Annotated in this window: 5 protein-coding genes (1 of these 5 cut by a window edge); all 5 read right to left on the bottom strand. The window is 73.0% G+C overall.

The window, feature by feature from the left end:
• Tightly spaced (each overlapping or abutting the next), the 5 genes in view from EDD40_RS38100 to EDD40_RS38080 form a layout consistent with a single transcriptional unit that may run on beyond the window.
• Window positions 1–6,091, bottom strand: partial view of a non-ribosomal peptide synthetase gene (locus EDD40_RS38100; RefSeq protein ID WP_123747180.1) — the 5' portion only. It extends 668 nt beyond the left edge of the window; only the first 6,091 of its 6,759 coding nucleotides appear in the window; its start codon is at window positions 6,089–6,091; the stop codon falls past the left edge of the window.
• The gene (locus tag EDD40_RS38095) at window positions 6,088–10,797 is read right to left on the bottom strand and encodes an SDR family oxidoreductase (protein ID WP_123747179.1); all 4,710 of its coding nucleotides are present in this window, start codon (window positions 10,795–10,797) and stop codon (window positions 6,088–6,090) included. The genes EDD40_RS38100 and EDD40_RS38095 overlap by 4 nt, the downstream gene beginning before the upstream one ends.
• A complete protein-coding gene (locus EDD40_RS38090) occupies window positions 10,785–15,368 on the bottom strand; it encodes a type I polyketide synthase (protein WP_123747178.1) in 4,584 nt (1,527 codons plus the stop codon). Before EDD40_RS38090 ends, EDD40_RS38095 begins: the two co-directional genes overlap by 13 nt.
• Window positions 15,365–16,612, bottom strand: a complete 1,248-nt coding sequence (gene fabD, locus EDD40_RS38085; RefSeq protein ID WP_123747177.1) for an ACP S-malonyltransferase — start codon at window positions 16,610–16,612, stop codon at window positions 15,365–15,367. Before fabD ends, EDD40_RS38090 begins: the two co-directional genes overlap by 4 nt.
• Window positions 16,609–26,517: a non-ribosomal peptide synthetase/type I polyketide synthase gene (locus EDD40_RS38080; RefSeq protein ID WP_123747176.1), complete on the bottom strand. Its 9,909-nt coding sequence runs from the start codon at window positions 26,515–26,517 to the stop codon at window positions 16,609–16,611. Before EDD40_RS38080 ends, fabD begins: the two co-directional genes overlap by 4 nt.
• Between the last annotated feature and the right edge of the window lie 80 nt (window positions 26,518–26,597).

Raw genomic sequence — 26,597 nt, 5'->3', positions numbered from 1 at the left:
CGTGCGCCTCGCGTGCCGCGTCGAGGAGCGAGAAGTCGTCGGCCTCCGCCAGCCGGACGACCGTCGTGGCCGTCTCGGACCGCGCCAGGTCGGTCTCGGCGAACACCTCCCCCGCGTCGCCGGCGGTTCGCGCGACGTCCAGCCAGTAGGGCAGCTGGGCGCGGAAGACGCCGTCCCGGGCACGCCGCCGCACCTCCGCCGTCCACTCCGGGAACGGCATGGTCTTGGCCGGTGCCTCGGCGTCGGGGTCCGCGAGCCAGGCGAGCAGGTCCTCCAGCACGACGCCCCACGACACGACGTCCACGGCGAGGTGGTGGATCGCGATGGCGAACTGCCCGCGCCCCTCGCCCAGGCCGGCGGCCAGGCTGACCACCGGGCCGCCCCGCACGTCCACCCGCGACTGCACCGTCCGCAGGTACTCCGCGAGGTCCGCGCCGGACAGCCCGGCCGGCGCCTGCTCGCCGTGCACGAGCGAGGGGGTGTCGACGTCCCGCACGTTCAGCCCGCCCCGGTCGTCCACTTCGACGCGCAGCAGGTCGTGGTGGCGCACGAGCCGTTGCGCGGCCCGCACCAGGCGGTCCAGCGGCGCGGGCGTCGCCGGCGTGACCAGCAGGCACTGGTTGAACACCGGGGCGCGGTCGCCGAGGTCGTCGAGGAACGACTGCTGGATCGGGCTCGGCGTGATCGGGCCGGACAGCGGCGCCGGGTCGTACACCCGCGGCCCGGCGCCGGCGCCCGCGGCCTCGGCCACCTTCTCGTCCAACGTCCGCAGCGTCGCGTTGCCGAGCAGGTCCGCGACCCGGACCGCGACGTCCCGCTCCTTGAGCCGGGCCACGATCTGGATCGCCTTGATCGAGTCGCCGCCCAGCGCGAAGAAGTTCGCGTCGATGTCGTCCACCGGGACGCCCAGCACGTGCCGCCACGCGTCGGCGAGCACCCGCAGCGAGTCGGTCTCCGGCGCCGCGGCCGACGCGGCCGCGGTGAAGTCGGGCTTCGGCAGCGCCGCCACGTCGACCTTGCCGCTGGCGTTCAGCGGCACCTCGTCCGCCCGGACGATGAACGGCGGCACCATGTAGTCGGGCAGCCGGCGCGCCAACGCCGCGCGCAGCACGGGCTCGTCGTGCTCCCGGCCCGCTTCGTACCCCACCCAGAGGCACAGGCTCCGGCTGCCCTCCGCGGTCTCGTGCAGACCCGCGTGCGCCCAGCGGACGCCGGGCTCGTCGAGGGCGACCTGGATGATCTCCGCCAGCTCGATGCGGTAGCCGCGCAGCTTGATCTGCTGGTCGACGCGCCCGGTGTAGTAGAGCAGCCCGTTGCTCTTGAAGGTGACGATGTCGCCGGTCTTGTAGAGCCGCTCGCCCGGGACCGAGGGCACCCGGACGAACCGCTCGGCGGTCAGCTCCGGCTGGTTCAGGTACCCGTCGGCCACGCCGCCGCCGCCGATGTGCAGCTCGCCGCTGACGCCGATCGGGACCGGTCGCAGCCGCTCGTCGAGCACCCACAGCGAGGTGTCGCCGACGGCCCGGCCGATCGGGACGGCGTCGTCCTGGTCCAGCGAGTCGAGCGTGTGCACGGTCGCGAAGACCGTGGTCTCCGTCGGGCCGTACGCGTGGCCGATCCGGCCGGGCCCGAGCAGGTCGAACGCCCGCTTCACGTGCACCGGCGAGGCGATCTCCCCGCCGAAGATCACCTTGCGGACGCTGCCGAGCGAGCCCGGCACGTGGTCGACCATCGCGTTGAACATCGCCGTGGTGATGAAGAAGCTGGTGACCCCGTGCCGCTCGATCGTCGCGCCCAGCCGGTCGAGGTCCAGCACGGACTCCTTGGCCGGCAGCACGAGGGACGCGCCGTTGGTCAGCGCGCCGAACATGTCGTAGACGGAGCCGTCGAACGAGTAGTCCGAGATCATGAGGAACACGTCGCTCGGGTCGGCGGCGTAGAAGACGGACCGGTGGACCACGCGCAGCACGCTCCGCTGCCGGATCACCGAGCCCTTCGGCACGCCGGTGGTGCCCGAGGTGTACATGATGTAGACCTCGTCGGCGCTGCTGCCCGGCAGGTCGGGGTTCCCGGTGCCGGCCCTCGACCCCGCGAGCGCCGCGAGGTCCACGATCCGGAGCCGTTCGGAGATCAGCTCCGCCGCCTGCCCGCTGCGCGCGCCGGTGGTGAGGAGGATGCCGGCGCCCACGTCCCGCACCATCACCCGCAGGCGCTCAGCGGGGAACTCCGTGTTCAGCGGCACGTAGTGGCAGCGCGCCTTCAGCACGCCGAGGATGGCGACGACCATGTCGGCGGAGCGGTCCACGAGCAGCGCGACCGGCGAGCCGGGCGTCACCCCCAGCCGGGCCAGGCTGTGCGCGACCCGGTTGGCCCGGACGTTCAGCTCCCCGTACGACAGGCGCTCGTCGTCGGTGATCAGCGCCGTCCGCTCCGGGTCGGCCGCGACGTGCTCCTCGAACAGCCGGGCGATGCCGCGCGTGTCCACCGGCGGCGCGGGCACCGTCGCGAACTCCCGGATCAGCTCCGCCTCCCGGGCGGACACCAGGTCGAGCCCGCCCAGCGGGTCGTCGTCCGCGGCGGTGACGAACGACCTGAGCAGCGTGGCGTAGCGCTCCGCGTAGAGCGCCATGGTCTCCTCGCGGAACAGGGCGGTGGAGTACTCCCACTCCAGCAGCAGGGCGCCGTCGGCCTCCCTGGTGCTCAGCGTGATGTCGTACTTGGCGCTGCCGTCGTCGAACGGGATGACCCGCTCGTCGTCCGGCGTCAGCCCCATGTCGGTGTTCTGGTGCACGAAGCAGACGTCGAACAGCGGCCGGCGACCGGGCACGCGCGGCGGGTCCAGCTCCTCGACCAAAGCCTCCAGCGGGTACTCCTGGTGCTCGAACGCCTCCAGCACGGTCGTCCGCAGGTCGCCGAGGAAGTCGCCGACCCCGGTCGTGGGCGCGGCGGCGACCCGGAGGGGCAGCGTGGTGACGAACATGCCCACGAGGTCCTGGTAGGTCAGGTCCGGCCGACCCATCACCGGCGCGCCGACCACGACGTCGCCCTGCCCGCTCAGCCGGGACAGCAACTGGTGGAAGACCCCGAGCAGCACCACGTAGAGGGTGACGTCGTGCTCGCGCGCACAGCGCTTCGCGGCCTGCAACGTCTCCCCGTCGACGGACGCGAAGAGCGTCGCGCCCGCCGCGGTGGCCGTCTCCGCCCGTTGCCGGTCGGTGGTGAGCTGGAGCGTCGGCGCGCCGTCGGCGAACCGGGAGACCCAGTAGTCGCGGTGCGGCCGCACGTCGTCGCCCGCCTGCCGCGCCAGCAACCCCCGGATCGCCGAGCGGTGGTCCCGGACCGGCGGCAGCGCCTTCCCCTCGGCGATGGCGCCGAGGTCGCGGAACAGGATGCCCATCGAGGTGCCGTCGGTGACGATGTGGTGGATGTCGATCGCCACGCACGACACGCCGTCGTCGAACTCGAAGTAGCCGACGCGGAACAGCGGCGCGGTGTCGAGGAGGAAGGGGCGGACGAACCGCCGCATCTCCCGGCGGGCCGCGTCCTCGTGCGCGTCACCCTCCGCGAGTGCGCCGAGCCGCCGGTGCTCGACCGCGACCGGCACCTCGGCGCGCACCCGCTGGAACGGCTCGCCGTCCCGCAGGTGGAACGTCGAGCGGAGGCTGTCGTGCCGCCGCACCAGCACGCGCAGCCACTCCTCCAGCTCGGCGACGTCCAGCGGGCCGGTGCGGATCGTCAGGCCGCTGACGTTGTACGCCACCGAGTCCTCGTCCACCTGGCTGGAGACGAACATGCTCCGCTGCGAAGCCGTCAGCGGCAGCTCGTAGTCCTCCAGGACCCGTGCCGCGGGCGCCGGGCGGCGGGCCGAGCCGCCCAGCCGCGACCGGACCAGCCGCTCGTCCACCCCGAAGTCGCGGACCACCGCGTCCGCGAACCCGTCGAACGTCGGCTTCGCCAGCAGCGTGGTCGGCGGGATGTCGACGTCGAGCACCGCGTTGAGCAGCTGCGTGATCTTCACCGAGGAGATGGAGTCACCGCCGAGGGCGAAGAAGTCGTCCGCGCCGCGGATCACCGGGTAGCCCAGGACCTCCGACCACACCCCCGCGACCACCTTGCGGGGCACCGCGTCCACATCGGACTCGGCGAGCCCGTCGAGGCGCGGCGGCGCCGCCAGGATGACGCGGAGCCGGTCGACCGGATCGGCCGACGCCTGCTCCTCGACGCCGGGCGCCGGCTGCGCCCGGACCGTCTCGTCCCACAGCCGCACGTGGTGGAACAGCTGGGGCGGCAGCGGCACCCGCCGCACGTCCGCGTCCCGGCCGAGGCCCGCGAACGGCCGCGCGCGACCCGCGAGGAAGGCCGTGGCCGCGTCGGCGAGGTGCCGGAGGTCCCCGGGCCAGGACGACGGGACCTCGCGCAGCAGCACGCCGCCGTCCACCAGGCGGGTGTCGTCGGCCTGGTCGGGGTCCAGCAGCCGCCGCAGCCCGTCGCGCAGGCCCTCGACGGTCTCGCACAGGACGACCGCGCGGGCGGCCTGGTGCTCGCGGCCCACCTGCATGGTGAAGCACACGTCGGCCAGGCCGTGCCCGGGGTGGCGGTCGAGGTGCGCCAGCTGCGCCGCGGCGGTCCGGGCCAGCAGCTCCTCGGTGCGCGCCGAGATCGGGTAGAGCCGCGGCCCGCGCGCCGGGTCGGCCGTCGCCGCGCGGGTGGGCGCTTCCTCCAGCACCACGTGGCAGTTCGTGCCGCTGAGGCTGAAGCTGCTCACGCCCGCCCGGCGCGGGGTGTCGCCGGCCTCCCACTCGGTGAGGCGGTCGGCGACGTAGACCGGGGCGTTGGCGAGGTCGAGCAGCCGGTTCGGCACGTCGAAGTGGATCGACGGCGGGATGGTCCGGCGCTCCAGGCACAGCAGCGCCTTGATCAGCGAAGCCAGCCCCGCGACGCCGACCGTGTGGCCGATGTTCGTCTTCACCGAGCCGAGCGCGCAGAACTGCCTGCGGTCGGTGAACTCGGCGAACGCGCTGGTCAGGCCCTTGATCTCGATCGGGTCGCCCAGGGTCGTGCCGGTGCCGTGCGCCTCGATGTAGGACACCGACTCCGGCGCGATGCCGGCCCGCTTCCACGCGCTGACCAGCAGGTTCTTCTGCGCCTGCGCGTTCGGGGCGGTGAGGCCGTTGCTGCGGCCGTCGTTGTTGACCGCGCTGCCGAGCAGCACGCCGTAGACGTGGTCGCCGTCGGCGAGCGCGCGCGACAGCGGCTTGAGGTAGACCCCGGCCACGCCCTCGCTCCACACCGTGCCGTCGGCCGAGGCGTCGAACGCCCGCACGCGGTGCTCGGCGGACTCGGTCTCGTTGCCGAGGCTGGACGGGGACAGGAACAGGTTGATCGCGGCCACGAACGCGGTGTCGCAGTCGCCGTTGCGCAGCGCCTTGATCGCCGCGTCCACCGCGACCAGGCCGGACGAGCACCCGGTGTCGATGACGGTGGCGGGTCCGCGGAAGTCGAGCAGGTAGGACAGGCGGCTGGCCAGGATGCCCGACCACGACCCGGTGATGGCCGAGAAGTCCAGCTCCGAGAGGAACGGCAGGTAGGACGTGATCAGCCGGTGCGTGTGGTCGTTGCCGACGAAGACGCCGGTGTTGGACCCGTACAGCTCGCTCTTGGCGTACCCGGCGTCCTCCATCGTCTCGACCAGCACTTCGAGGAGGTTGCGGTGGTACGGGTCGAGCTGCGTGGCCACGTGCGGCGGGATGCCGAAGTACTCCGCGTCGAACAGGTCGACCCGGTCGAGGTAGCCGCCCTTGCGGACGGCCTCCGTGCCGCCCTCGACCCGCCGCAGGTCCTCCAGCCGCTGCGGCGGGAAGTCGCCGATCGACTCGCGGCCGTCGACCAGGTTGCGCCAGAACTGCTCCTTGTCCGACGCGCCGGGGAAGCGGCAGGCGATGCCGACGACGGCGACGCGGTCGTCCACCCGACCGGCGTCCCCGATCGCCCGGATGAACCCCTTCGCCCGGTCGACGTCCAGCGCCTCCTGCTTGACCTGCATGAGCAGGTACCGCAGCAGGTCCTTCTTCACTTCCGCGCTCGACGTCATCGCTGCTTCCTCCCGGCACCGTCGGTGTCGGCGAACATGGTCATGAGCTCGGCGTCGCCGATCTCCTCCAGCACGTCCTGTAGCGACTGGTCCGCTTCCCCGACGTTCGCTTCCCCGACGTTCGCTCCCTGGGGCCCGGCCGCCCCGGACTCGGCCGCCACGCGCTCGTCGATGTAGCCGGCGAGGCTGGTGACGGTCGCGTAGGAGTACAGGTCGGCGATGTCGATCCGGCCGGGGTAGACGTCCTCGACCTTCTGCAGCAGCTGCGCCGTCATCAGCGAGTTGCCGCCCAGGTCCTGGAAGCTCGCGTGGGCGTCCACCTCGGCCAGGCCGAGGACGGCGCCGTAGACCGCGCCGATCCGCAGCTGGGTCTGGCCGGGGTCGGACAGGCCGACGAGGCGGACGTCGGTCACCTCCTCGCCGGCCGGCGTCGAACCCGTGCCCGCCCGCGCGACGGCCTCCGCGACGTCGTCCTCGAGCAGGAAGGGCATCTCGTCGAGGCGTTCCCGCAGCACGCCCAGGTCGAACCGGGACGGGATGGCGCCGTCGGCCGGGTGGCGCAGGAAGTGGCCCAGCCAGGCCACGCCGTCCTTCACGGTGAGCGCGCGGAACGGCGAGTCGCCGTCGCCGACCCCGTACTGCGCCGCCATGCCGACCTCGGACCACGTCGGCCAGTTGATCGACAGCGCGTCGACCCCCTCGGCCCGCGCCCGCGTGGCCAGCGAGTCCAGGAACGCGTTGGCGGCGCAGTAGTCGCCCTGCCCCTGCCCGCCGGTGACCGCGGTGATGGAGGAGAAGAAGACCAGGAAGGCGCCGGGGTGCTCCTTCGCCAGCGCCACCAGGGCGACGCCGCCGTCGACCTTGGGCGCCAGCACGGCGTCGAACACCGAACGGGGCTTGTTGGCCAGGAACCCGTCGCCCGCCACACCCGCGGCGTGCACGATGCCGCCGAGGGCGACGCCCTCGTCCCGCAGCCGGGCGGCCAGCCCGCGCACGTCGGCCTCCCGCGACACGTCGCACACGACGTACTCGGCGGCGGCGATGCCCTGGACGCGCCGCGCGGTGTGCTCGTCCAAGGCGCGGCGGCCCAGCAGGATGATCCGCGCGGCGCCCTCGCGGGCCATCTCCTCGGCGACGCCGAGGCCGAGGCCGCCCGCGCCGCCGCTGATCACGAACGTCCCGCCCGCGTACCGGGCCCCGGCGGGGCCGTCCCCGGCCGGCTCCGGACCGGCCTCGGCGTACCGCAGGCGGCGCAGGAACGTCCGGGAGCCCCGCAGCGCCCGCATCACGCCACCCGCGCCGGTCAACGCCTCCCGGAGCAGCGGGGCAGGCTCCGCGTCCGCCCGCGCGTCCACCACGTCCACCAGCAGGTGCCGGTGCTCCTGCCCGACCACCTGCGCGAGCGCCTCGGTGGCGGCGGAGTGCGGGTCGGTGACGCCGTCGCCCGGCTCGACCCGCCAGGCGTCCCCGCCCAGCACCTTCAGCCCGTGCGCGAGCTTGACCCGGTGCGAGACGAACGCGCGGTACAGCTCGAACAGCCCGTCCACGCCGGCCGCCCTCCGCCGCGCGTGGGAGAGGTCCCCGGTGGCGGTGAAGTCGGTCGCGAACAGCACGCCTTCGACCAGCTCCTGCCGCAGCCGCTCGGCCAGCAGCCCCGCGCCGTCCTCGTCCAGGGCGAACACGTCCCGGCCGGTGTCGGTCCGCTCGCCCACGTAGCACGGGACGACCCGGTGCCCGAGCGCTTCGACCTCGGCGACCAGCCGCCTGCCCGCCGCGTTGTCGAGCACCACGGGCGCCCACACCGACGGCGCGGCGGCCTCGGCCGGCACCCGCGGCACCTCCAGCCACTCGGTCTGGAGGAACCGGCGCGGCCCCGTCAGGCTGAACCGCCGCCAGTCGACCTTCTTCACGGTGTAGTCGGTGATCCGCGCGAACGGGCGGCCGTCGGCGTCGAGCAGGTCCACGTCGTAGGTGATCGTCTGGCCGTCGCGGCTGTCGTCGCGGACCGTGCGGATCAGCGAGTAGCACGTCTCCGGCATGGGCCCGTGGAGCACGAAGCTCTTGTACAGGTAGGGCAGGAACGTCTCGCCGCTGTTCTGCGAGATGAGGTTCACCGCGTTGTCCAGCTTGGCCGGGTGCAGCCCGAAGCCGTCGTCCGGCACGCCGTCCGGCAGCCGCAGCAGGGTCAGCGCGCCGGCCTGGTGCTTCCACACCGCGCGGACGTTGTCCCAGCGCGGGCCGAACTGGAACACGCCCGTGTCGGTCTCGGCGGGGTACGGGTCGGTCACCTCGACCGCGGCCGCCTTGAGGACGTCGAGGTCGACGGTGTCCGCCGGGCCGTCCTCGCGCAGCGGGCCGACCCGGCCTTCGACGTGGGTGACCCACTCGCCGGCCCGCGAGCTGGCCACCTGGAACGAGTACCCGTGCCCGACCCGGTCCAGCCGGGTGCGCACGGTGGCCTCCTCGCCCTCCTCGACGGAGAGCGGCACGAGGAAGAACACGTTCTCGAAGCGCATGCTCCGCGTGTTCTCCAGCGCGGCCAGCGCGGCCCGCGCCATCTCCAGGTACGTCGTGCCCGGCACCACGGGCCGCTGCTCGATCCGGTGGTCGGAGAGCACCCAGTGCCGGTCGACCGACAGCCTGCTCTCGAACACGATCCCGGTGTCCGAGCGGCTGACCTCCACGCCCAGCAGGGGGTTGGCCTCGGCGGTGGCGAAGCCCCGCACGCTCGTCCTCATGGGCTTGGCCCAGTGGCGGGTCGGCTCGAACGGGTAGGTGGGCAGGGGCACCCGTCGGCGCGGCTCGTCGGCGTAGAACCCGGCGAACCCGACGCGGGCGCCCCGGACGTACGCGTTCGCCAGCTCGGTGAGGGCGGCGGCGTCGCCCCGCGCGCGGTACTCGGCGAGCTTCGCGTCGGCGGAGTCGGAGAGCCGCTTGCCGGTCTGGGCGGTGATGTCGCCGGGCCGCAGGTCGCCCCTCTTGTCGCTGACGACGGCGTGCACGCCGTGGAAGACGCCCCGCTGCTCGTCGGTGCCGAGGCCGCGCCGCCGGAGCCGGTCGACCGACTCGGCCAGCTCCTCCTTCGTCCCCGCGACGATCATGACGCGGTGCTCGTGGTGGCCGCGGCCGAGGTTGGACGTGTAGCAGATGTCGGCGAGCGACCAGGGGCTGTCCGCGAGCACGGTCGCGTACCGGTCCAGCAGCGCGGTGAGCGCCGCCTCGGTCTTCGCGCTGGCGGTGAAGCAGTAGCGCTCCCGCAGCTGGGGTTCGGCGCGGTACCGGGGCGCTTCCTCCAGCACGAGGTGGCAGTTGGTGCGGATGAAGCCGAACGAGCTGATCCCGGCCCGCCGGGGCTCGCCGCCGGTGTCCCACGGCACGAGCCGGTCGTTGACGTACAGCGGGCTGTCGGTGAAGTCGATGTAGGGGTTGGGCACGGCGAAGTTCGCCGACGGCGCGAGCAGCCCGGACTCGAGCGACTTCACCACCTTGGCCAGCGAGGCCGACCCGGACGCGGCCACCAGGTGGCCCATCGTGGTCTTGAGGGAGCCGATGCCGCAGAACTGCCTGCGGTCGGTGTGCCGGCGGAACGCGTTGGTCAGGCCCTTGACCTCGATCGGGTCGCCGAGCACGGTGCCCGTGCCGTGCGCCTCGACGTAGGTGATCGTCTCGGGCGGGACGTCGGCCTTGGCCCAGGCGTCGAGGATGACCCGCTCCTGCATCAGCGCGTTGGGCGCGGTGATGCTGTTGGACGTGCCGTCGTTGTTGATGGCGGAGGCCTTGATGACGGCGCGCACGTGGTCGCGGTCAGCCAGCGCCTTCTTCAGCGGCTTGAGCAGCACGATGCCCGCGCCCTCGCCCCACAGCGTGCCGTTCGCGCGGGCGTCGAACGTCCGCACGGTGTCGTCGTCCGAGACGACGCTGTCCATCGTCGCGCCGGACAGGAAACTGGTCTTGGGCTCGCCGCCGGAGGACAGGTTGATGCCGCCCGCCAACGCCATGTCGCACTCGCCCAGGAGCAGGGACTGGATGGCCTGGTGCACGCTGACGCTGCCCGCAGAGCACGCGGTGTCGGTGTTGATGCAGGGGCCCTTGAGGTCGAGCACGTAGGAGATGCGGCTGGCGACCATCCCCTCCCACGAGCCGGACAGCTGCATCGGGTGCCGCTCGGAGAACATGCGGTAGTACGAGTAGTTCGACTGGTCGCGGCCGAGGAACACGCCGGTCCTCGACCCGACCGCGCTCTCGCCGCCGTAGCCCGCGTTCTCCAGCGCCTCGTAGGCCACTTCCAGCGCGATGCGCTGGTTCGGGTCCATGTAGTCCGCTTCGAGCGGGGGGATGCCGAAGAAGCGCGAGTCGAACTGGTCGATGCGGTCGAGGTAGCCGCTCACGGAGTAGAGCCGGTCGAGGTCGGCCTCGTCGACCGGCCGGCCCAGCAGGACCTCCGCGTAGTACGGGTTGCGGAGGATGTCGTACATGTCCTCCTTGCGCGACTGGGGGTAGTCGCGGATGCAGTCCCGGCCGACCTTGAGGAAGTCCCAGAACTGGTCGACGTCCTTGGCCTCGGCGAAGCGACCCGCCAGGCCGATGACCGCGATGTCCTCGTGCAGGTCGGCTTCCGACAGTTCGAGCAGCAGCCTCTTGGTGCGGTCGCGGTCGATCTGCTTGTTCACGAACTGCTCGAGGATGAAGTCCTTCACGCTGTCCATCTGGTGTCCGTTTCCTCGAGAAGACCCTGCCTGTCTTCGACCGTGATCGCGCCCTGCTCCAGCAGGTCCAGCAACTTGTCGATGTCGCCCTCGTCGGCCTTCGCGGCGGCCGGCGGCGGGCTCGCGGCGACCGGCGCGTCCACCCGCGACTTGGCCGCCAGGCAGGCCGCCTGGGCGGCGACGGTGGTGCAGCGGAACAGGTCCGTGATGTCCATCAGACCCGGGTAGCGCTCGTCGTAGAGCTTCAGCACCTGCGCCGTCAGCAGCGAGTTGCCGCCCAGGTCGCCGAACTCCTCGTGCGCGTCGAGCACGTCGAGGTCGAGCGCCTCGGCCCAGATCTCCGCGACACCCCGTTCGAGGTCACCGACGGAGTCCAGCCCGTGCAGCCGCACGGCGCGTCCGCCCGAGCTGCGGCCGGCCTCGCGCGGCGCCTGCCGGGAGGGTTTCCGCATCCGCCCCGGCATCAGCACCGGCACCGTGTCCCCGGAGGCCATCAGGGCGTCGAGCAGGTCCACCGCCTCGGCCGTGTCCAGCGGCGGGAACAGCTCGTCCTCGTCGGCTGCGCCCATCCGCTCGGCGATCCCGGTCTCGCGCCACGCGGGCCACTGGACGCTCAGGCCGGGCAGCCCTTCCCGGTCGCGGCGCTGGGCCAGGCTGTCCAGCACCAGGTTCGCGGCGGTGTAGTCGGTCTGGCCCTGGTTGAGCAGGAGCCCGGCGATGCTGGAGAACGCCACGAAGTAGTCGGGCCGGTCGACCAGCGTGGCCTCGTGCAGGTGCACCGCGCCCAGCGCCTTGGGGCGGTACACCCGCATGAACTCGTCGAAGTCCTTCGTGTACAGGAAGCCGACCCCGGGACGCCCGGCGAGGTGCAGGACGCCGGAGATCCGGCCGTGCCGCTCGCGCAGCTCGCGCACGGCGCGGTCGACCGCCTGCCCGTCGCCCAGGTCGAGCCGGACGACCTCGAACACGTCCAGGTCGCGCTCGAACTCCGCCCAGTCCGGCCGGGTCGCGCCCGCGTGGTCGGACCCCAGCAGGACGAGCTTGCGCACACCGCGCGACACCAGGTGCCGGGCCACGGCGGTGCCGAGGTCGCCCGTGCCGCCGGACACGAGGGTCACGCCGTCGCCGGGCGGCAGCGCCCGACCGCCGTCCCTCGCCGGGACGGGGTGCCGCTTCACGTGCGGCTCGTGCGGTCGCCCGTCCCGGTAGAGCAGGAACGGCGGCCGGTCGGCGCCCGCGGCCTCGGCCGCCAGCGCCGCCGGGCCGGTGCGCTCGTCGCTGTCGACGCAGCGGATGCCGAGGGCCTTGTACTCCAGCGCGGCGACGCGCATCAGGCCGAGCAGCCCGGCCTGGCCGGGGTGCAACGCGGTCTCGTCGCCGGTGACCGCGAGCGCGTTGTGCGTCAGGGCCAGCAGGCCCCCGGCGAACACGAGCTGCCGGTCCGAGATGAGCTCGATCAGGCCCAGCGCCCGTCGCACCGGCTCGCTCGTGGCGTCGGCGAGCGAGGCGTCACCGGCGGGCAGGCAGGCCAGCACGCCGAAGGCGAACTCGCGTCGCCCGCCCAACCGCTCGTCCGCGTCACCGGCGTCCGGCAGGAGGACGCAGTCGTAACCGGCGGACGCCAGCTCGCCGCGCACGCCGTCGAACGCGGCGCCGAAGTCACCGCAGAGCAGGACGGTCCCGCCGCCACCGCGCGTCGGGGCCGGCGGCGCGACCAGCCGGTAGGCCTGGACGTAGCCGTGCTCGCCGGCTCCGCGCACGTCGAGGTCGACCGCGGACTTGACGCAGTAGTTGTCCACGGTCAGCAGCACCCGGCCGGACGGGTCGACCACGGTCACGTCGAACGCGTGCAGCGCGCCTGCCACCGACTCCGGCCGCTTGCGGAAGTGGGCGAGCACGCGGGCGGGAAGGGAGTCGCGGATCGTCAGGACGCCGTAGGAGAACGGCAGGTACAGCCGCTCCTGGTCGTAGACGTTGCTCGGCGCGTTGATCACCGTGTCGAACAGCGAGGGGTGCAGGACGTAGTCGGCCAGCTCGGACCGGTACCGCGAGGGCAGCTCGAACTCGTAGAGCAGTTCGGCCGCCCCGGCGTCGGCGTGCCCGTCGCCCAGCGCCCCGGTCCAGCGGTCGCTGACGTCCAGCCCCTTGGCGTGGTCGGAGCCCTCCGGCTCGCGCAGCGGGTGGTCCAGCCGCCGCCGCAGGCCCTCGACGTCGAGCGGCGGGACCGCGTCGGCCACGGCGCCGCGCACCAGCTCGGCCCGCGCGTTCTCCACCCAGCCGCCGTCGGCGCCACGGCCGGCGATGGTGACGGCGGTGACGTCGCCCCTGGTCTCGAAGATGAGGTGCACCTCCTTGACCTCGCCGTCGGCGACCGCCAGCGGCGCGGCGAACAGGACGTCGCGCAGCACCACGTCCGACCCGGCCAGGCCGAGCCGCCGGGCCGCCGACACGACCATCTCGACCAGCCCGGTGCCGGGCAGCACGCCGACGCCGTGGATGCGGTGCTCGGCCAGCTCCCAGAAGTGCTCCGGGTCGAGCCGGCACACCACGATGTCGCGGTCGAGCGACCGCACCACGTCCGCGCCGTCGATCAAGCCCCGGCGGCCCTGACCGGCGGGTTCGACCCAGCACCGGGACCGCTCGAACGGGTAGGTGGGCAGCGGTGTCCGACGGGCGCCGCGGGGCGCGGCCCGCCGCCAGTCGACCTCGGCGCCGCGGGCGTAGAGGGACGCCAGCCGGCGCAGCGCCGCGCGGTCGGCCGTCGGGGAGGCCACGGCCGCGGCCGCCCGGTCCAGCTCCTCGCGCTCGGCGTGGGTGAGGTCGTGCGGCTCGCGCTTCTCGCCGGCGTCCACCACCAGGCGGAACGACCCCCGGGCGACGTCCGGGTTCGCGGCGGAGCCGTCGACGTCCTCGATGTGCCGCGCCAGCAGCGCGTCGAGCTCCGCCCGGCTCTCGAAGACGAACGCGGCGCGCACGCCGTGGTGCAGCCGGCCGACCGACGCGGTGAAGGCCAGGTCGGCGAGGTCGACCTCGTGGTCGGCCAGGAAGGCGCGGTAGCGCTCGGCGAGCCGGGCCAGCGCCCGGTCGTCGCGGGCGCTCAGGGGAAGCAGGAAGCAGGTGGGCGACTGCGCCCCGGCGCGGTCGCGGACCGGGACCGCGTCCGGGCCGCGCAGCACGAGGTGGCAGTTCGTCCCGCTCAGCCCGAAGCTGTTGATGCCCGCGTACAACGCCTCCCGCTCGTCGTCCGACCACGGCACGGTCCGGTCGTTGACGTACACGGGGGTCTGCGCGAAGGCGATGTTCCGGTTCGGCTCCTGGAAGTTCAGGCTCGCCGGCAGGACGCGGTGCTTCAGCGACAGGACGAGCTTGGCCAGCCCGACCAGGCCGGACGCGTTGTCCATGTGGCCGATGTTCGTCTTGACCGTGCCGATGCCGCAGAACTGCTTGCGCGCCGTCTGCCGGGAGAACGCCCGGTCGATGCCGCTGACCTCGACCGGGTCGCCGAGCCTGGTCGCGGTGCCGTGCGCCTCGATGAAGCTGATCTGCTCGGCCCTGACCCCGGCGTCGGCGAGGGCGTCGGTGATGAGGTCCGCCTGCGCGTCGGCGTTGGGCGCGGTGATGCCGTTCGACGCGCCGTCCTGGTTGACCGCGCCGCCCATGATGACGGCGTGGACGTGGTCGCCGTCGCGCTGCGCGCGGTCCAGGGACTTGAGCACGAACACGACGCAGCCCTCGGCGGTGCTGGTGCCGTCGCCGCGGCGGTCGAACGTGCGGGTGCGGCGGTCGCCGGAGAGCGTGTCCTGGATGTCCTTGATGCCGATGCCGGACTCGTCGTCGGCGTCGACCGGCAGCAGGTCGGTCTTCACCGCGCCGACGATCGCCATCGAGCACTCGCCCTGCTGGATCGCGCGGTAGGCCGTGTAGGCGGCCACCAGGCCCGACGAGCAGGCCGTGTCGACGAGCAGCGACGGGCCCCTCAGGTCCAGCAGGTAGGCGATCCTGCTGGCGATCATCGACCGGATGTTGCCCGCGACCGCGATCTCGGGCGCGCCGGGGTCGATCGCCTGGACCACCGCCCGGTAGTCCTCGCCGAAGTCCGCCGACATGCCGGCGTACACGCCGACCTTGCCGCCGCCGATGTCCTTGTTCAGGTAGCCGGCGTCCTCGAGCGCGGCCCAGGCGGTCTCCAGGAAGATCCGCTGGTTCGGGTCGATGGACTTGGCCTCCTGCCGCGACAGCGAGAAGAACCGGTAGTCGAACTCCGACACGCTGGGCAGCCGGGCGCCGCCGGAGTAGCGCTCGGCGGCGATCGGCAGCCGCACGCCGCGCGCGGCGAGGTAGGCGTCCACGTCGGCGCGCCGTTCGGCCGACAGGTCGCGGTACCCCTCCTCGCCGCGCAGCAGGCTCGCGAAGAACCCGTCGAGGTCCTCCGCCTCGCCGACCCGGCCGCTCATCCCGATGATGGCGACGGGTCCGGCCTTCTTCCGCGGGCTGGAGCGGGTGACGCGCACCTCGGAGTCGTCCGGGAGCCGCGTCAGGTCGAGGTCGTCGAGACCGGGCAGGGAGCTCATGTGGCGAGGGCCCCCGCGATCGTCCGGAGGCCGGCGTCGCCGGTGCGCCGCAGGATCGACTCGACGCGGTCCCGCTGCTCGGCCTCGGGGACCTGCTTGGTCCTCATGATGGTCAGCAGCAGGTCCAGCGCGGTCTGCTTCTGCTCGTCGGACAGCGTCTCCTGGTCGAGCTTGGAGAGCTCCTGGAGCTTGCGGTACGGCAGGACGACACCCTGGTCGTACGCGGCGGTGTCGAAGTTCCGGTTGCGGGTGGCCGCGGCGGCGCCCAGGCACAGCCCCACCAGCCCCGGCTCGCGCTTCTTCAGCTCGACGAGCTGGTCGAGCACCGCGCGGACCCGCTCCGGCTCCTCGTCGAAGCTGTGCACCTCGCCCGAGCCGACGGCGCCCGTGAGCATCTTCTTCAGCACCTGCTTGGGCCCGACCTCGACCCACACCGCGGCTTTGCGCTCCACCAGGGACGCCACGATGGCGCTCCAGCGGACCGGGCTGGTCAGCTGCACGGCCAGCGACTCCCGGATGCTCTGGGGGCTCTCGTGCGCCTCGCCGGTGACGTTGCTGTAGACCGGCACGGTCGGCTCGGTGAACTCGACCTCGTGCAACGCCTCGGTGTACGCGGGCACCGCGTCCGCCATGAACGAGCTGTGGAACGCGCCGGCCACGTTCAGCTTGACCACCTTCGCCCCTCGGTCCTCGAGGTGGGCGGTCAGGCCCTTCAGGTCGTCCAGCGTGCCCGACAGCACGGTCTGCGCCTCGGCGTTGTAGTTGGCCACCTGCACGTCGTGGCCGCCGGAGTTGAACTCCTCCACGCACTTCTCGACGTCGGCGACCGGCATCCGCACCGCGGCGACCATCCCGGTGCCGCTCTCCGCGACGCAGCTCTCCATCGCCTCGCCGCGCGCCTTGACCAGCCGCACGGCGTCCTCGAACGTCAGCGCGCCCGCCGCGAGCAGCGCGGTGATCTCACCCAGGCTGTGCCCCGTCATGGCCGACACCGGGATCTTCCGGTCCTCGGTCATCACCTCGTACATCGCGTAGCTGAGCACCAGCAGCGAGACCTGCGCGAACCTGGTCCTGGTCACCTCCGCCGGCGGCGCGGTGAAGCAGAGGTCGGCCAGCGAGTAGCCGACGAGGTCGGACGCCTGCCCGAAGCGGTCCCGGACGACCCGGTTCCCGTCGAACCACTGCTTGCCCATGCCCGCGAACTGGGAGCCCTGCCCCGGGAACACGATCACGAGATCCTTCATGACTGCACCTTCTCCTTCGACGCGGGCGGAGCCAGGGCTCCGAGGAGCTTCACGTGGCCGCCCAGCAGCTGTTCCACCCGCGCGGGGTCCACCTCGCGGGCGTGGTCGATCCGGACCGAGACGGCGTCGGACCCGACGTCCACGGCGAACACGAGGTCGAAGTGGCCGAGCAGGTCGGCGTCCTCCACCTGCCGGGCGGCGCCGCACGCGACGGACACCGTGCCGTCGACGCCCCGGCAGGCGACGAACCGCTCCAGGTCGATCCGGTCGTTCCGGTCGCGCTGCCGCCGGTAGTCGTCGAAGACCTCGGCGAGGTCGGCCTTCCCGGCGAAGTCGAACCGGACCACGACCACCCGGCCGTCGTCGTCCACGACGCACAGCGAGACGTCGTCCACCTTGAGGACCTTGTTGAGCGTGACGGCGAGCGCGACGTGCGCCACGTCCTCCGGCTCGTGCGCCCCGCCCGCCCGCAGCCGGTCCAGGGTGTCCCTGGTGCTCGCGGGCAGCACGGCCTCGACCCGGCCGTCGGCCGCGGCGTCGCTCGTGAACCACGACTCCGGCAGCCGCACGCCGAAGCCGGTGAGCAGCGCGTCGGCGTCACGCCGGGCGAACCCGGCCTCCAGGTGCTTGCGCAGCTTTCCGATCGTCGGGTTCGCGAACAGGTCGCTCACGTCCAGCATGCCGGGGAACTGCCGGTGCAGCTCCTCCAGCAGCAGGACCAGGCTGAACGAGTTGCCGCCGAGGTCGAAGAAGCTCTGGTCGTAGCCGATCGGGATGTCGCCGAGGACCTTGCGCCACGCGGCGACCAGCTCCTGGGCCACGCCCGTGCGGTGCTCGTCGGCGGGCGCGGCCTCCACCGGCTGGTCGGCCCGCGCCTCCAGGGTGCGGCGGTCGACCTTGCCGCTGGTCGTCATCGGGATGTCCGGGACCGGCGACAGGGTCGCCGGGACCATGTAGTCGGTCAGGCGCTCGGCCAGCCAGTCCCGCAGCGCCTCCGGCGCGAGGTAGGCACCCTCGCGCACCTGGTAGAAGCCGCGGATGACCTGGCCGCCCGACACCTCCCGGACGATCACCGCCGCGCCCGTGACCAGGTCGTGCCCGGTGATCGCGAGCTCGATCTCGCCCAGCTCGACGCGGTAGCCGCGGATCTTCACCTGGTCGTCCACCCGGCCCAGGCAGTGGACCTCGCCGTCCCGCCAGAGGGCGCGGTCGCCGCTGAGGTAGATCCGGCCGTCGCCGAACGGGTCCTCGCGGAAGCGCTCGCGGGTCAGCTCGGGCCGGTGCAGGTAGCCGGGCGACACGCCGAGCCCGCCGATCCACAGGTTCCCGGCCACGCCCTCGGGCACCAGCCGGAGGTTGTCGTCCAGCACGTAGAAAGTGGTGTTGGCGATCGGGGCGCCGATGGTGACGGGACCCGTGGCGCCGGTGAGGTCCTTGGCGCTGGACCAGATGCACGTCTCGGTCGGGCCGTAGACGTTGTGCACCTCCAGCGACGCGTGCTCGCCCAACCGCGGCAGCAGGTCCTCCGGGAAACCCTCGCCGCCCACGATGAGCTTGTCCAGCCGCGCCAGCGCGCGGCGCGCGGCCTCCGGGTCGGCGAACAGCAGGCGCAACCGGGTCGGCGTCATCTGCAGGTACTCGACGTCGTTGGCGGCGACGAAGTCCGCGATGTCCGCGGGCGTGCGGACCTCCGACTCGCCCGCCACCACGACCGTGCCGCCCTGCGCGAGGGTCAGCAGGGTCTCCAGCAGGAAGATGTCGAAGGACGGGGTGGTCAGGCAGCCCACCGCCTTGTGCTCGGCCCACCCGAGCGCCGCGGGCATCCCGACGAGGAAGTTCGCCAGCGACCCGTTCGTCACCGTGACGCCCTTGGGCGTCCCGGTCGAGCCGGACGTGAAGATGACGTACGCGAGGTCGTCCGGCCCGGCCGGCGTCGCGGTGGTCGGCCCGTCGAGCGGAGCGTCCTCCCGCAGCACCAGCGCGTGGTCGCCGAGGTCCACCGCGGCGGCCAGCTCCTCGGTGCAGACGACCTTCTCCGGGGCCGCCGTGTCGATCACCAGCCGCAGCCGCTTCGCCGGGTCCTTCACGTCCATCGGGAGCCACGCGGCGCCGATGCGGTTGACCGCCAGCATCAGCGCGACCAGGTCGGGCGTCGGCGGCAGCAGGAGCCCCACCAGGTCGCCGGCGCCGACGTCGTGCGCGCGCAGCAGGCCGGCGAACCGGTCCACGCGCTCGGCCAGCTCGGCGTAGGTGACCTCCTCGCCGCCGAAGCGGATCGCGGGTCGTCCCGCGTGGTCGCGCACCGCGGCCTCGAACACCTCGGCGAGGGCCGGCACGTCCACCACCGGCCCGGCGCCCCAGGTCAGCAGCCGGTCCCGGGTCCCGTCGTCCAGCCGGGACAGTTCGTCGACCGTCTGGTCCGGCTCGCGCACGACCCGGGCGACCAGGTCCGCGTACTGCTCGGCCAGCTCGGTCATCCGCCGATCGCCGTAGACGCCCGAGAAGTTCAGGTCGCCGAACAGGCCGCCGTCGCGCTCGGTGAGCTCCAGGGAGAGCGCGAACATCGAGCGCGGCACGGCGAAGTCCTCGGACGTGCCCTCGACGTCGCCGAACCGGTGCACGCGATCACGCGCGTTGGTGAAGGTGAACATCACGTCGAACAGGGCGTTGCGCCCGAAGTCCCGGTCCAGGTCCAGCTCCTGCACCAGCACGTCGTAGGAGTACGACGAGTGCTCCACCGCCGCGAGGCTGGTGTCGCGCACCGCCTGGAGCAGGTCCGGGACGCGGGTGTCCGCGGTCGGGCGGATCCGCAGCGGCAGCGACTGGGCGAACATGCCCACGGTGTCGTCGAACGACCCGGTGATCCGCTGGTCCAGGGGGATGCCGACGCACAGGTCGGCGCATCCCGTGGCGTTGGCCAGCAGCACCGACCACAGCGAGAGGTAGAAGATGAACGGCGTGGTGCGGTGCCGCTCGATGACCGCCTTGGCGGCCTCGTGCAGCGCGTCGTCGATCCGGAAGTGGTGGTGCGTCCCGGCGAAGTCGTTCACCACCGGGTAGGGCGAGTCGGTGGGCAGGTTCAGCGGCGGCGGCACGGTCTCGAACTCGCGCAGCCACCACCGCCGGTGCTCCTCGTAGGCGGGCAGGCCGGCGGACCGCGCCTGCGCCCGCACGAACGCCGGGTAGCCGTCGGACCGCACGTCGGCCAGCTCGCCGCGCGCGAGGTGGTCGGCGAGGTCGTCGAGGATGATGTCGATCGACGCGCCGTCGGCGATGATGTGGTGCAGCGAGATCACCAGGTGGTGCGTGCCGTCGGCGTCGATGACGATCCCGCAGCGCCACAGCGGCGGCCGGGCCAGGTCGAACGGCCGGTTCAGCGCCGCGATCACGTCCTCGGTCCGCAGCGCGGGGTCGCTCCGGTGGTCGAAGACGTGGAACTCCGGGGTGACGTCCGGGGCGACGCGCGCCTTGATGTCGGTCGCGTCGATCTCGTAGTGGCCGCGCAGCTTCGGGTGCTTGCGCGCGATGGCCCGGAACGCCTCGGCGACCCGCTCCGGGTCGAGGGCGCCGTCGAAGCGCAGGCCGGTCACGATCTGGTAGGCCTCGTTGCCGCCGCGCATCCGCGACAGCACGTAGACCCGCTTCTCCTGCTCCGACACCGCGCTGTCGTCCAGCGGGTCGAGACCGGCGCCGCGGCCCGTGCCGGAGGGCAGGCCGCGGGGCGCCGTCGACGTCGCCCGCCGGAAGTCGAACCCGCCCGCGCGCAGCGCTTCGACGCTGGCGCGGATGACCTCGAAGATGCGGTCCTGGTGCTCCCGGGTGTGCGCCAGGGAGAAGAAGGCGGTCCGCCGCTCCCACACGTAGACGCCGTGGAACACCATGAGCTTGAAGAACAGGTTCAACGTCAACGTCATGTCGGACATGTCGCGCGGCACGACGGTCTCGTACTTGTAGAGCGACGAGAAGTGCGACACCTTCAGCGGCACTTCCTCCGCCTCGAAGTAGTCGTTCACGCGGCGCGCGAAGTCCGCGGTGAGCTCGTTGACCGCGGCGAGCGCCTCGACCCCGTGCTCGCGCAGGTGGGTCAGCGCGGCCTTGCAGGCGGCCATCGTCAACGGGTGCTTGCAGAACGTGCCGGCGAAGAAGGTCGTGGGCGTCGAGGGCTTGGAGTCGTCCACGTCGGACCACGCGCCGCCGTCGACCGCGTCGAGGTACTTGGACTTGCCGGCGATGATGCCGATCGGCATCCCGCCGCCGACGAGCTTGCCGTACAGCGACATGTCCGACTCGACGCCGAAGTGCTCCTGGGCGCCGCCCAGCGCGATCCGGAAGCCCACGATCATCTCGTCGAAGATCAGCGCGATGCCGTGCTCCGTGCAGATCTCCCGCAGCTCGCGCAGGAACTCGGTGGGCTGCAACGTGGGGTTGCGCGACTGGACGGGTTCGACCAGGACGGCGGCCAGCTCGGCCCCGTGCCGCCGGATGCGCTCCAGCGACTCGGGGCTGCCGTAGGTGAGCACCACCGTGTCGTCGACCGCCGACTGCGGGATGCCGATCGAGGTGGGGATGCTGTCCTCGCCGTCGGCTTCCGCCAGCACGGCGTCGTAGCTGCCGTGGAAGGAGGTGAGGAACCGCACCACCTTGTCCCGGCCGCTGACCGCGCGCGCCAGGCGCACGGACACCATCACGGCCTCGGTGCCGGTGTTGCAGAAGGCGACCCGCTCGGCCCCGGTCATCTCGTGCACCAGCTCCGCGACCTCGCCCGCCACCCGGTTCTGCGGGCCGAGCTCGTAGCCGCGGTCGAGCTGGTCGCGCACGGCGTCGACGATGAAGTCCGGCTGGTGGCCGAAGAAGTGGACGCCGTAGCCCATCGCGGTGTCGATGTACTCGTTGCCGTCCACGTCCCAGAACTTCGCCCCGCGCGACCGGGCCGACACGACGGGGTAGACCGTCTCCTTGAGGCTGGGGTTGAAGTTGAGCGAGGCGATCCAGTCGGCCAGCACCTCGCGGTGCTCGCCGGCGTACACCTTGGAGGTCGGGGTCTTCGCGGTGAACCGCGCCACGAAGTCGCGGATGAACGCGGCCTGCTCGGCGGTGAGCCGGTCGTCGACCAGCTCGATGTTGTTGGTGTGCGTGCCGACCTTGCGCGACCGGGCCACCGGGCGGCCCGGCTTCGCCTTCGGCTCAGGCGCCGGGGCCTGCGGCGCCACGCCCGCCAGCACGTCCAGCTGCTGCCGCATGATCTCCAGCTGCGACCGGATGACGCCCTCGATGCCGGGCGCCTGCGCGGACGCGCCCACGTCGAGCCCGGCGCGGTCCCCGACGGCCGGGACCGGGACGGCCCGTGGCCGCGGGGTCGGCTCGGCGGTGATCACCGGGGCCGCCTCGGCCGGCCGGTGCTCCAGCACGAAGTCGGCCAGCAGCCCCGGCGTGTAGAGCGACTCGAAGAACGCCTTGATCGGGATGTCCAGGTCGTACTCCGCCTCGACGCGCTTGCCCAGCTGGACGAGCATCAGGGAGTCGATGCCCAGCGCGAACAGCTGGACGGACTCGTCGATCGCGTCCACCGCGACGCCGGTGACCTGGCCGATGCTCTGCTTGACGAACTCGACGACCGCTTCCCGCTCGGCCATGCGCCGGACACCCGTCCTCTCCACCTCGGTGACCACCGGGGGCGACACCTCGCCGCCGCGCTGCCCGGCGCGGTCGGAGTACCAGGTCCGCCGCCGGTCGAACGGGGTGCGCGGCAGGTCGCGGACGAGCTCGCCCGACCCGCCGGGCAGCCGGTCCCACGCCAGGGACCGGCCCAGCTCCCACAGCACCGCCGCGCTCTCCAGCAGCTGGCGGGTGTCGGAGCGGCCCTTCCGCAGGCTCGGCAGGACGACGGCGGCGTCCGCGAACTCCTGCGCGACGAGCCCGCCGACCGTGGCCGTGGCGCCGATCTCCAGGAACACGCGCGCGCCGCTGTCGACCGCGGCGCCGACGGCCGCCCGGAACAGGACGGGCTCGACCAGGTGCCTGCTCCAGTAGGACGCGTCGATCGGCGAGTCCGCCGGGACGGGCTCCCCGGTCACCGCGGAGATCCACGGCAGGGCGGGCGGGTCGAACGCGTGGTGGCGGATCTGCTCGTGCAGGTCGTCCGCCGCCTGGGCCATCGAAGCCGAGTGGTACGGGTGCGAGACGTCCAGCCGCTCGGTGAAGATCCGCTGCTTGCGCGCGGCCTTGAGCACCGCGGCGAGGCTCTCGGCGGCGCCGGCGACGGTGGTGTTCTCGGCCGCGTTCACCGCGGCGACGGAGACGTCCGGGTGGTCGGCCAGCAGCTGCTCCGCCCGTTCCCGCGAGCACAGCAGCGTCGCCATCGAGCCGTCCGCGGTCGAGGCCGCCACGACCCGTGCCCGGCGCGTCACCAGGTCGACCGCCTGGGTGAGGCTCATGACCGACGCGAAGCAGGCCGCCGCGTACTCGCCGACGCTGTGGCCGATCACGGCCGAGGGCGTGACGCCGAGCGCCTGCCAGTACCGCGCGAGCGCCAGCTCGACCGCGAAGATCATCGCCTGGGTGTGGCGCGGTGACCGGAACGGCGCCTCGTCGTCGCCGAACATGGCCTCGACCGGCGACACGTCGCCGATCCGGCGGAACACCCGGTCGATCTCGTCCAGCTCGGCGCGGAAGACCGCGGCGTGCTCGTAGAGCTCCCGGGCCATGCCCGGGTACTGCGTGCCCTGCCCGGAGAACACGAACACCTGGCCGGCGCCCGCCTCCCGGGCGGACGCGAGCGAGCCCAGCGCGGTCTCGACGGCGGCCGGGATGTCGGCCACCGAGTCGCAGACCAGCGCCGCCCGGTGCCGCAGGGCCGCGCGCCGCTCCCCCAGCGTGTGGGCGATGTCGGCGAGGTCGGCGGACGTGCCCCCGCTCCACCCGGCCAGGTTCCGCAGGGCGGTGCGCAGCGCCGCGTCCGACTTCGCCGAGACGGGCAGCAGGCGGGCCGGGGCGGGCGTCGTCCGCGCGGCCCTCGGCTTCGGCCGGTACTCCTCGACGATCATGTGCGCGTTGCTGCCGCTGATGCCGAAGGAGCTGATCCCGGCCCGGCGGCGACCGCCGACCGGTTCCCAGGCGACCTCCTCGGCCACCACCTCGATCGGGATGGCGTCCCAGTCGATCAGCCGGTTGCCCTCGCGGAAGTGCAGGGTGGCCGGGAGCCGGCCGTGCCGCATGGACACGATCACCTTGCACAGCGCGGCCATGCCCGCCGCGGACTCCAGGTGCCCGAGGTTGGACTTCACGCTGCCGACGCGCAGCTTGTCGCGCCTGCCCGCGAAGACCCTGGCGAGGGCGTTGACCTCCTGCGGGTCGCCGATGGGCGTGCCCGAGCCGTGCGCCTCGACGTAGGAGACGTCCTCGATCCCGACGCCGGCCTCCGCCATCGCGGCCTCGACCACGCGCTGCTGCGCGGTGCCGCTCGGGACGGTGAACCCGCCGCCCTGGCCGTTGTGGTTGATCGCCGAACCGCTGATCACGGCCAGCACGTCGTCACCGTCGCGCTCGGCGTCCGACAGGCGCTTGAGGACGACGACCGTCCCGCCCTCGCTGCGGATGTAGCCGTCGGCGCCGTCGTCGAAGCTGCGGCACCGCCCGGTCGGGGACAGCGCCTGCAACCGGGACCACGACACGTGGCCCTCCGGGCTGAGGATCAGGTTCACCGCGGCGGCGACGACCATGTCGCAACCACCCTGCTTGAGCTCGCGGCCCGCCTGGTGCAGCGCGTACAACGACGACGCGCAGGCCGCGTCGATCGCCTGGCTGGGGCCGTCGAAGCCGTAGGTGTAGGAGATCCGGCCGGCCGCCGAGTTCGCCATGTTGCCGGTGTAGCTGTACCGCTCGGCCGGGTGCCCGAGGTTCTTCCCGACCTGGACGTAGTCGTTGGTGTAGATGCCGACGAACACGCCGACGCGCCGGTCGCGCCCCGCCGCGGTCGGGTCCATCCCCGCGTCTTCGAGGGCTTCCCAGGTCAGCTCCAGCAGCAGCCGCTGCTGCGGGTCGATCGACTCGGCCTCGGTGGGTGAGATGTTGAAGAACAGCGGGTCGAAGCCGTCCACCTGGTCGAGGTAGCCGCCCTGGGTGGTGGTCACCTCGCTGGTGTCGAGGTCGCTGTGCGCCCACCGGTCGGCGGGCACCTCCCGCACGACGTCGACCCCGCCGCTCAACGTCTCCCAGAGCTGGTCGCGGGTCTCGATGCCGCCGGGCAGCCGGAACGCCAGGCCGACCACGGCGAGGGGCTCGGCGGAGAACGCGCCCTCCCGCGCCGGGGCGGGGCGCGCCTCGGCCGGCGCGCGGACCTGACCGACGCGCCGGGTCAGCTCGGCGGTGAGCGCGTCGGCGGTGGGGTGGTCGATGATGAACGTGCTCTCCAGCGAGACGCCCAGCTCGCGCGCCAGACCGCTCTGCAACCTGATCAGCTGGACCGACGTGCAGCCCAGCTCGAACAGGCTCTTCTCGTAGTCGTCCTGGCGCAGCTCGCCGCCGATGCCCAGCACCTCCGCGACGTGCCTCGACACCAGGTCGGGCAGCGAGGCGCCGTCGGCGGCGGGCCGGGTCGGCGCGGTGCCCGCGCGGGAGCCGGCCGCCGGCGCGTCCAGGTCCGGCAGGTCGATCGTCCGGCCGCGGCCGGCGAGCACGGGCTCCCAGTCCACCGCCAGGCCCTGCACGTGCGCCTCGGCGAGCGAGGTCAGGAAGTGGTCCAGGCGCGGCTCGTCGCGGCGCAGGGAGTTCAGCACCGGCGCCTCGACGCCGACGTCCTCCGCGGTCTGCCGCAGCGCCAGCGTCAGCACCGGGTGCGCGGTGACCTCGACGAACGCCTGGTAGCCGGCTGCCAGCATGGCCCTGGTCGCGCTCTCGAAGAGCATCGGCTGACGCAGGTTGCGGTACCAGTAGTCGGCGTCCAGCCCGGCGGTGTCGACCGCCGCGCCGGCCATGCCGGAGTAGAACGGGATGTCCGACGCGCGCGGGGTGATCGACGCGAGCGAGGTCAGCACGGTGTCGCGCACCTCCTCGACCCGCGGGCAGTGGGCGGCCAGCGGCACGGAGGTCACGTGGGCGTAGACGCCCGCCGCGCGCAGCTGCTCGGCGGCGAGCGCGAGCACCTCGCGGTCGCCCGAGACCACCACCGTGCGCGGCGCCATCACACCCGAGACGTGGACGTCGTGGCCGTGCTCGGCGAACCACGAGGTCACCTCGCGCACCGGCAGCGCCACCACGGCCATGCCTCCCCGGCCGGCCAGCGTCGACTGGGCGCGGCTCCACAGCACGGCGGTCTTCGCGGCGTCGTCCAGCGACAGCGCGCCGGACACGAACGCCGCGGCGGCCTCGCCGATGCTGTGCCCGACGACCGCGTGCGGTCGGACGCCGTAGGAGCCCCACAGCCCGGTGAGCGCCACCATGATCGAGAACAGCACGGGCTGCACGACGTCCGTCCGGTCGTACAGGTCCGCGTCGTCCGACCGCAGCACGTCCACCAGCGACCAGTCGACGTGCGGCGCCAGGGCGTCGGCGCAGTCGGCGATCCGCCGGGCGAACACCGGCGAGGAGTCGAGCAGGTCGGCGGCCATCCCGGGCCAGATCGCGCCCTGGCCCGGGAACACGAACGCGGGGCGCGTCACCTCGACCGCCGTCCCCTCGACCACGTGCGGCGCCGGCCGACCTTGGGCGAGCAGGTCCAGCGGCCCGGCGAAGTCGTCGCCACGCCCCAGCAGCACGGCGCGGCGCGCGTGCGGCGGTCGGGTCGTCGCCAGGGTGCGGCCCACGTCCCAGGCGTCGACGGCGCCGTCGCGGACGAAGTCGCGCAACCGCGCGGCGACGTCGCGCAGCGCCTGCTCCCCCGGCGCGCCGAGGATCCACGGAATCGTCATCGCCGCCTCACCACCCGGTCACACGGGGTGCTTGCCATGACGCCCTCCGGGGTGCTCGCGACGCGCGGGATCTCACACGG

Source organism: Saccharothrix texasensis, assembly GCF_003752005.1.
In the GTDB taxonomy this organism is placed as follows: Bacteria; Actinomycetota; Actinomycetes; order Mycobacteriales; family Pseudonocardiaceae; genus Actinosynnema; species Actinosynnema texasense.
Note: the sequence above shows the minus strand (reverse complement) of the source record. Positions and strands in the feature narration are given on the sequence as shown.

Excerpts from the sequence above, each read along its gene's own strand:
- EDD40_RS38095 (WP_123747179.1), bottom strand. The coding sequence starts at position 10,797 with ATGGACAGCGTGAAGGACTTCATCCTCGAGCAGTTCGTGAACAAGCAG.
- EDD40_RS38090 (WP_123747178.1), bottom strand. The coding sequence starts at position 15,368 with ATGAGCTCCCTGCCCGGTCTCGACGACCTCGACCTGACGCGGCTCCCG.
- fabD (WP_123747177.1), bottom strand. The coding sequence starts at position 16,612 with ATGAAGGATCTCGTGATCGTGTTCCCGGGGCAGGGCTCCCAGTTCGCG.
- EDD40_RS38080 (WP_123747176.1), bottom strand. The coding sequence starts at position 26,517 with ATGACGATTCCGTGGATCCTCGGCGCGCCGGGGGAGCAGGCGCTGCGC.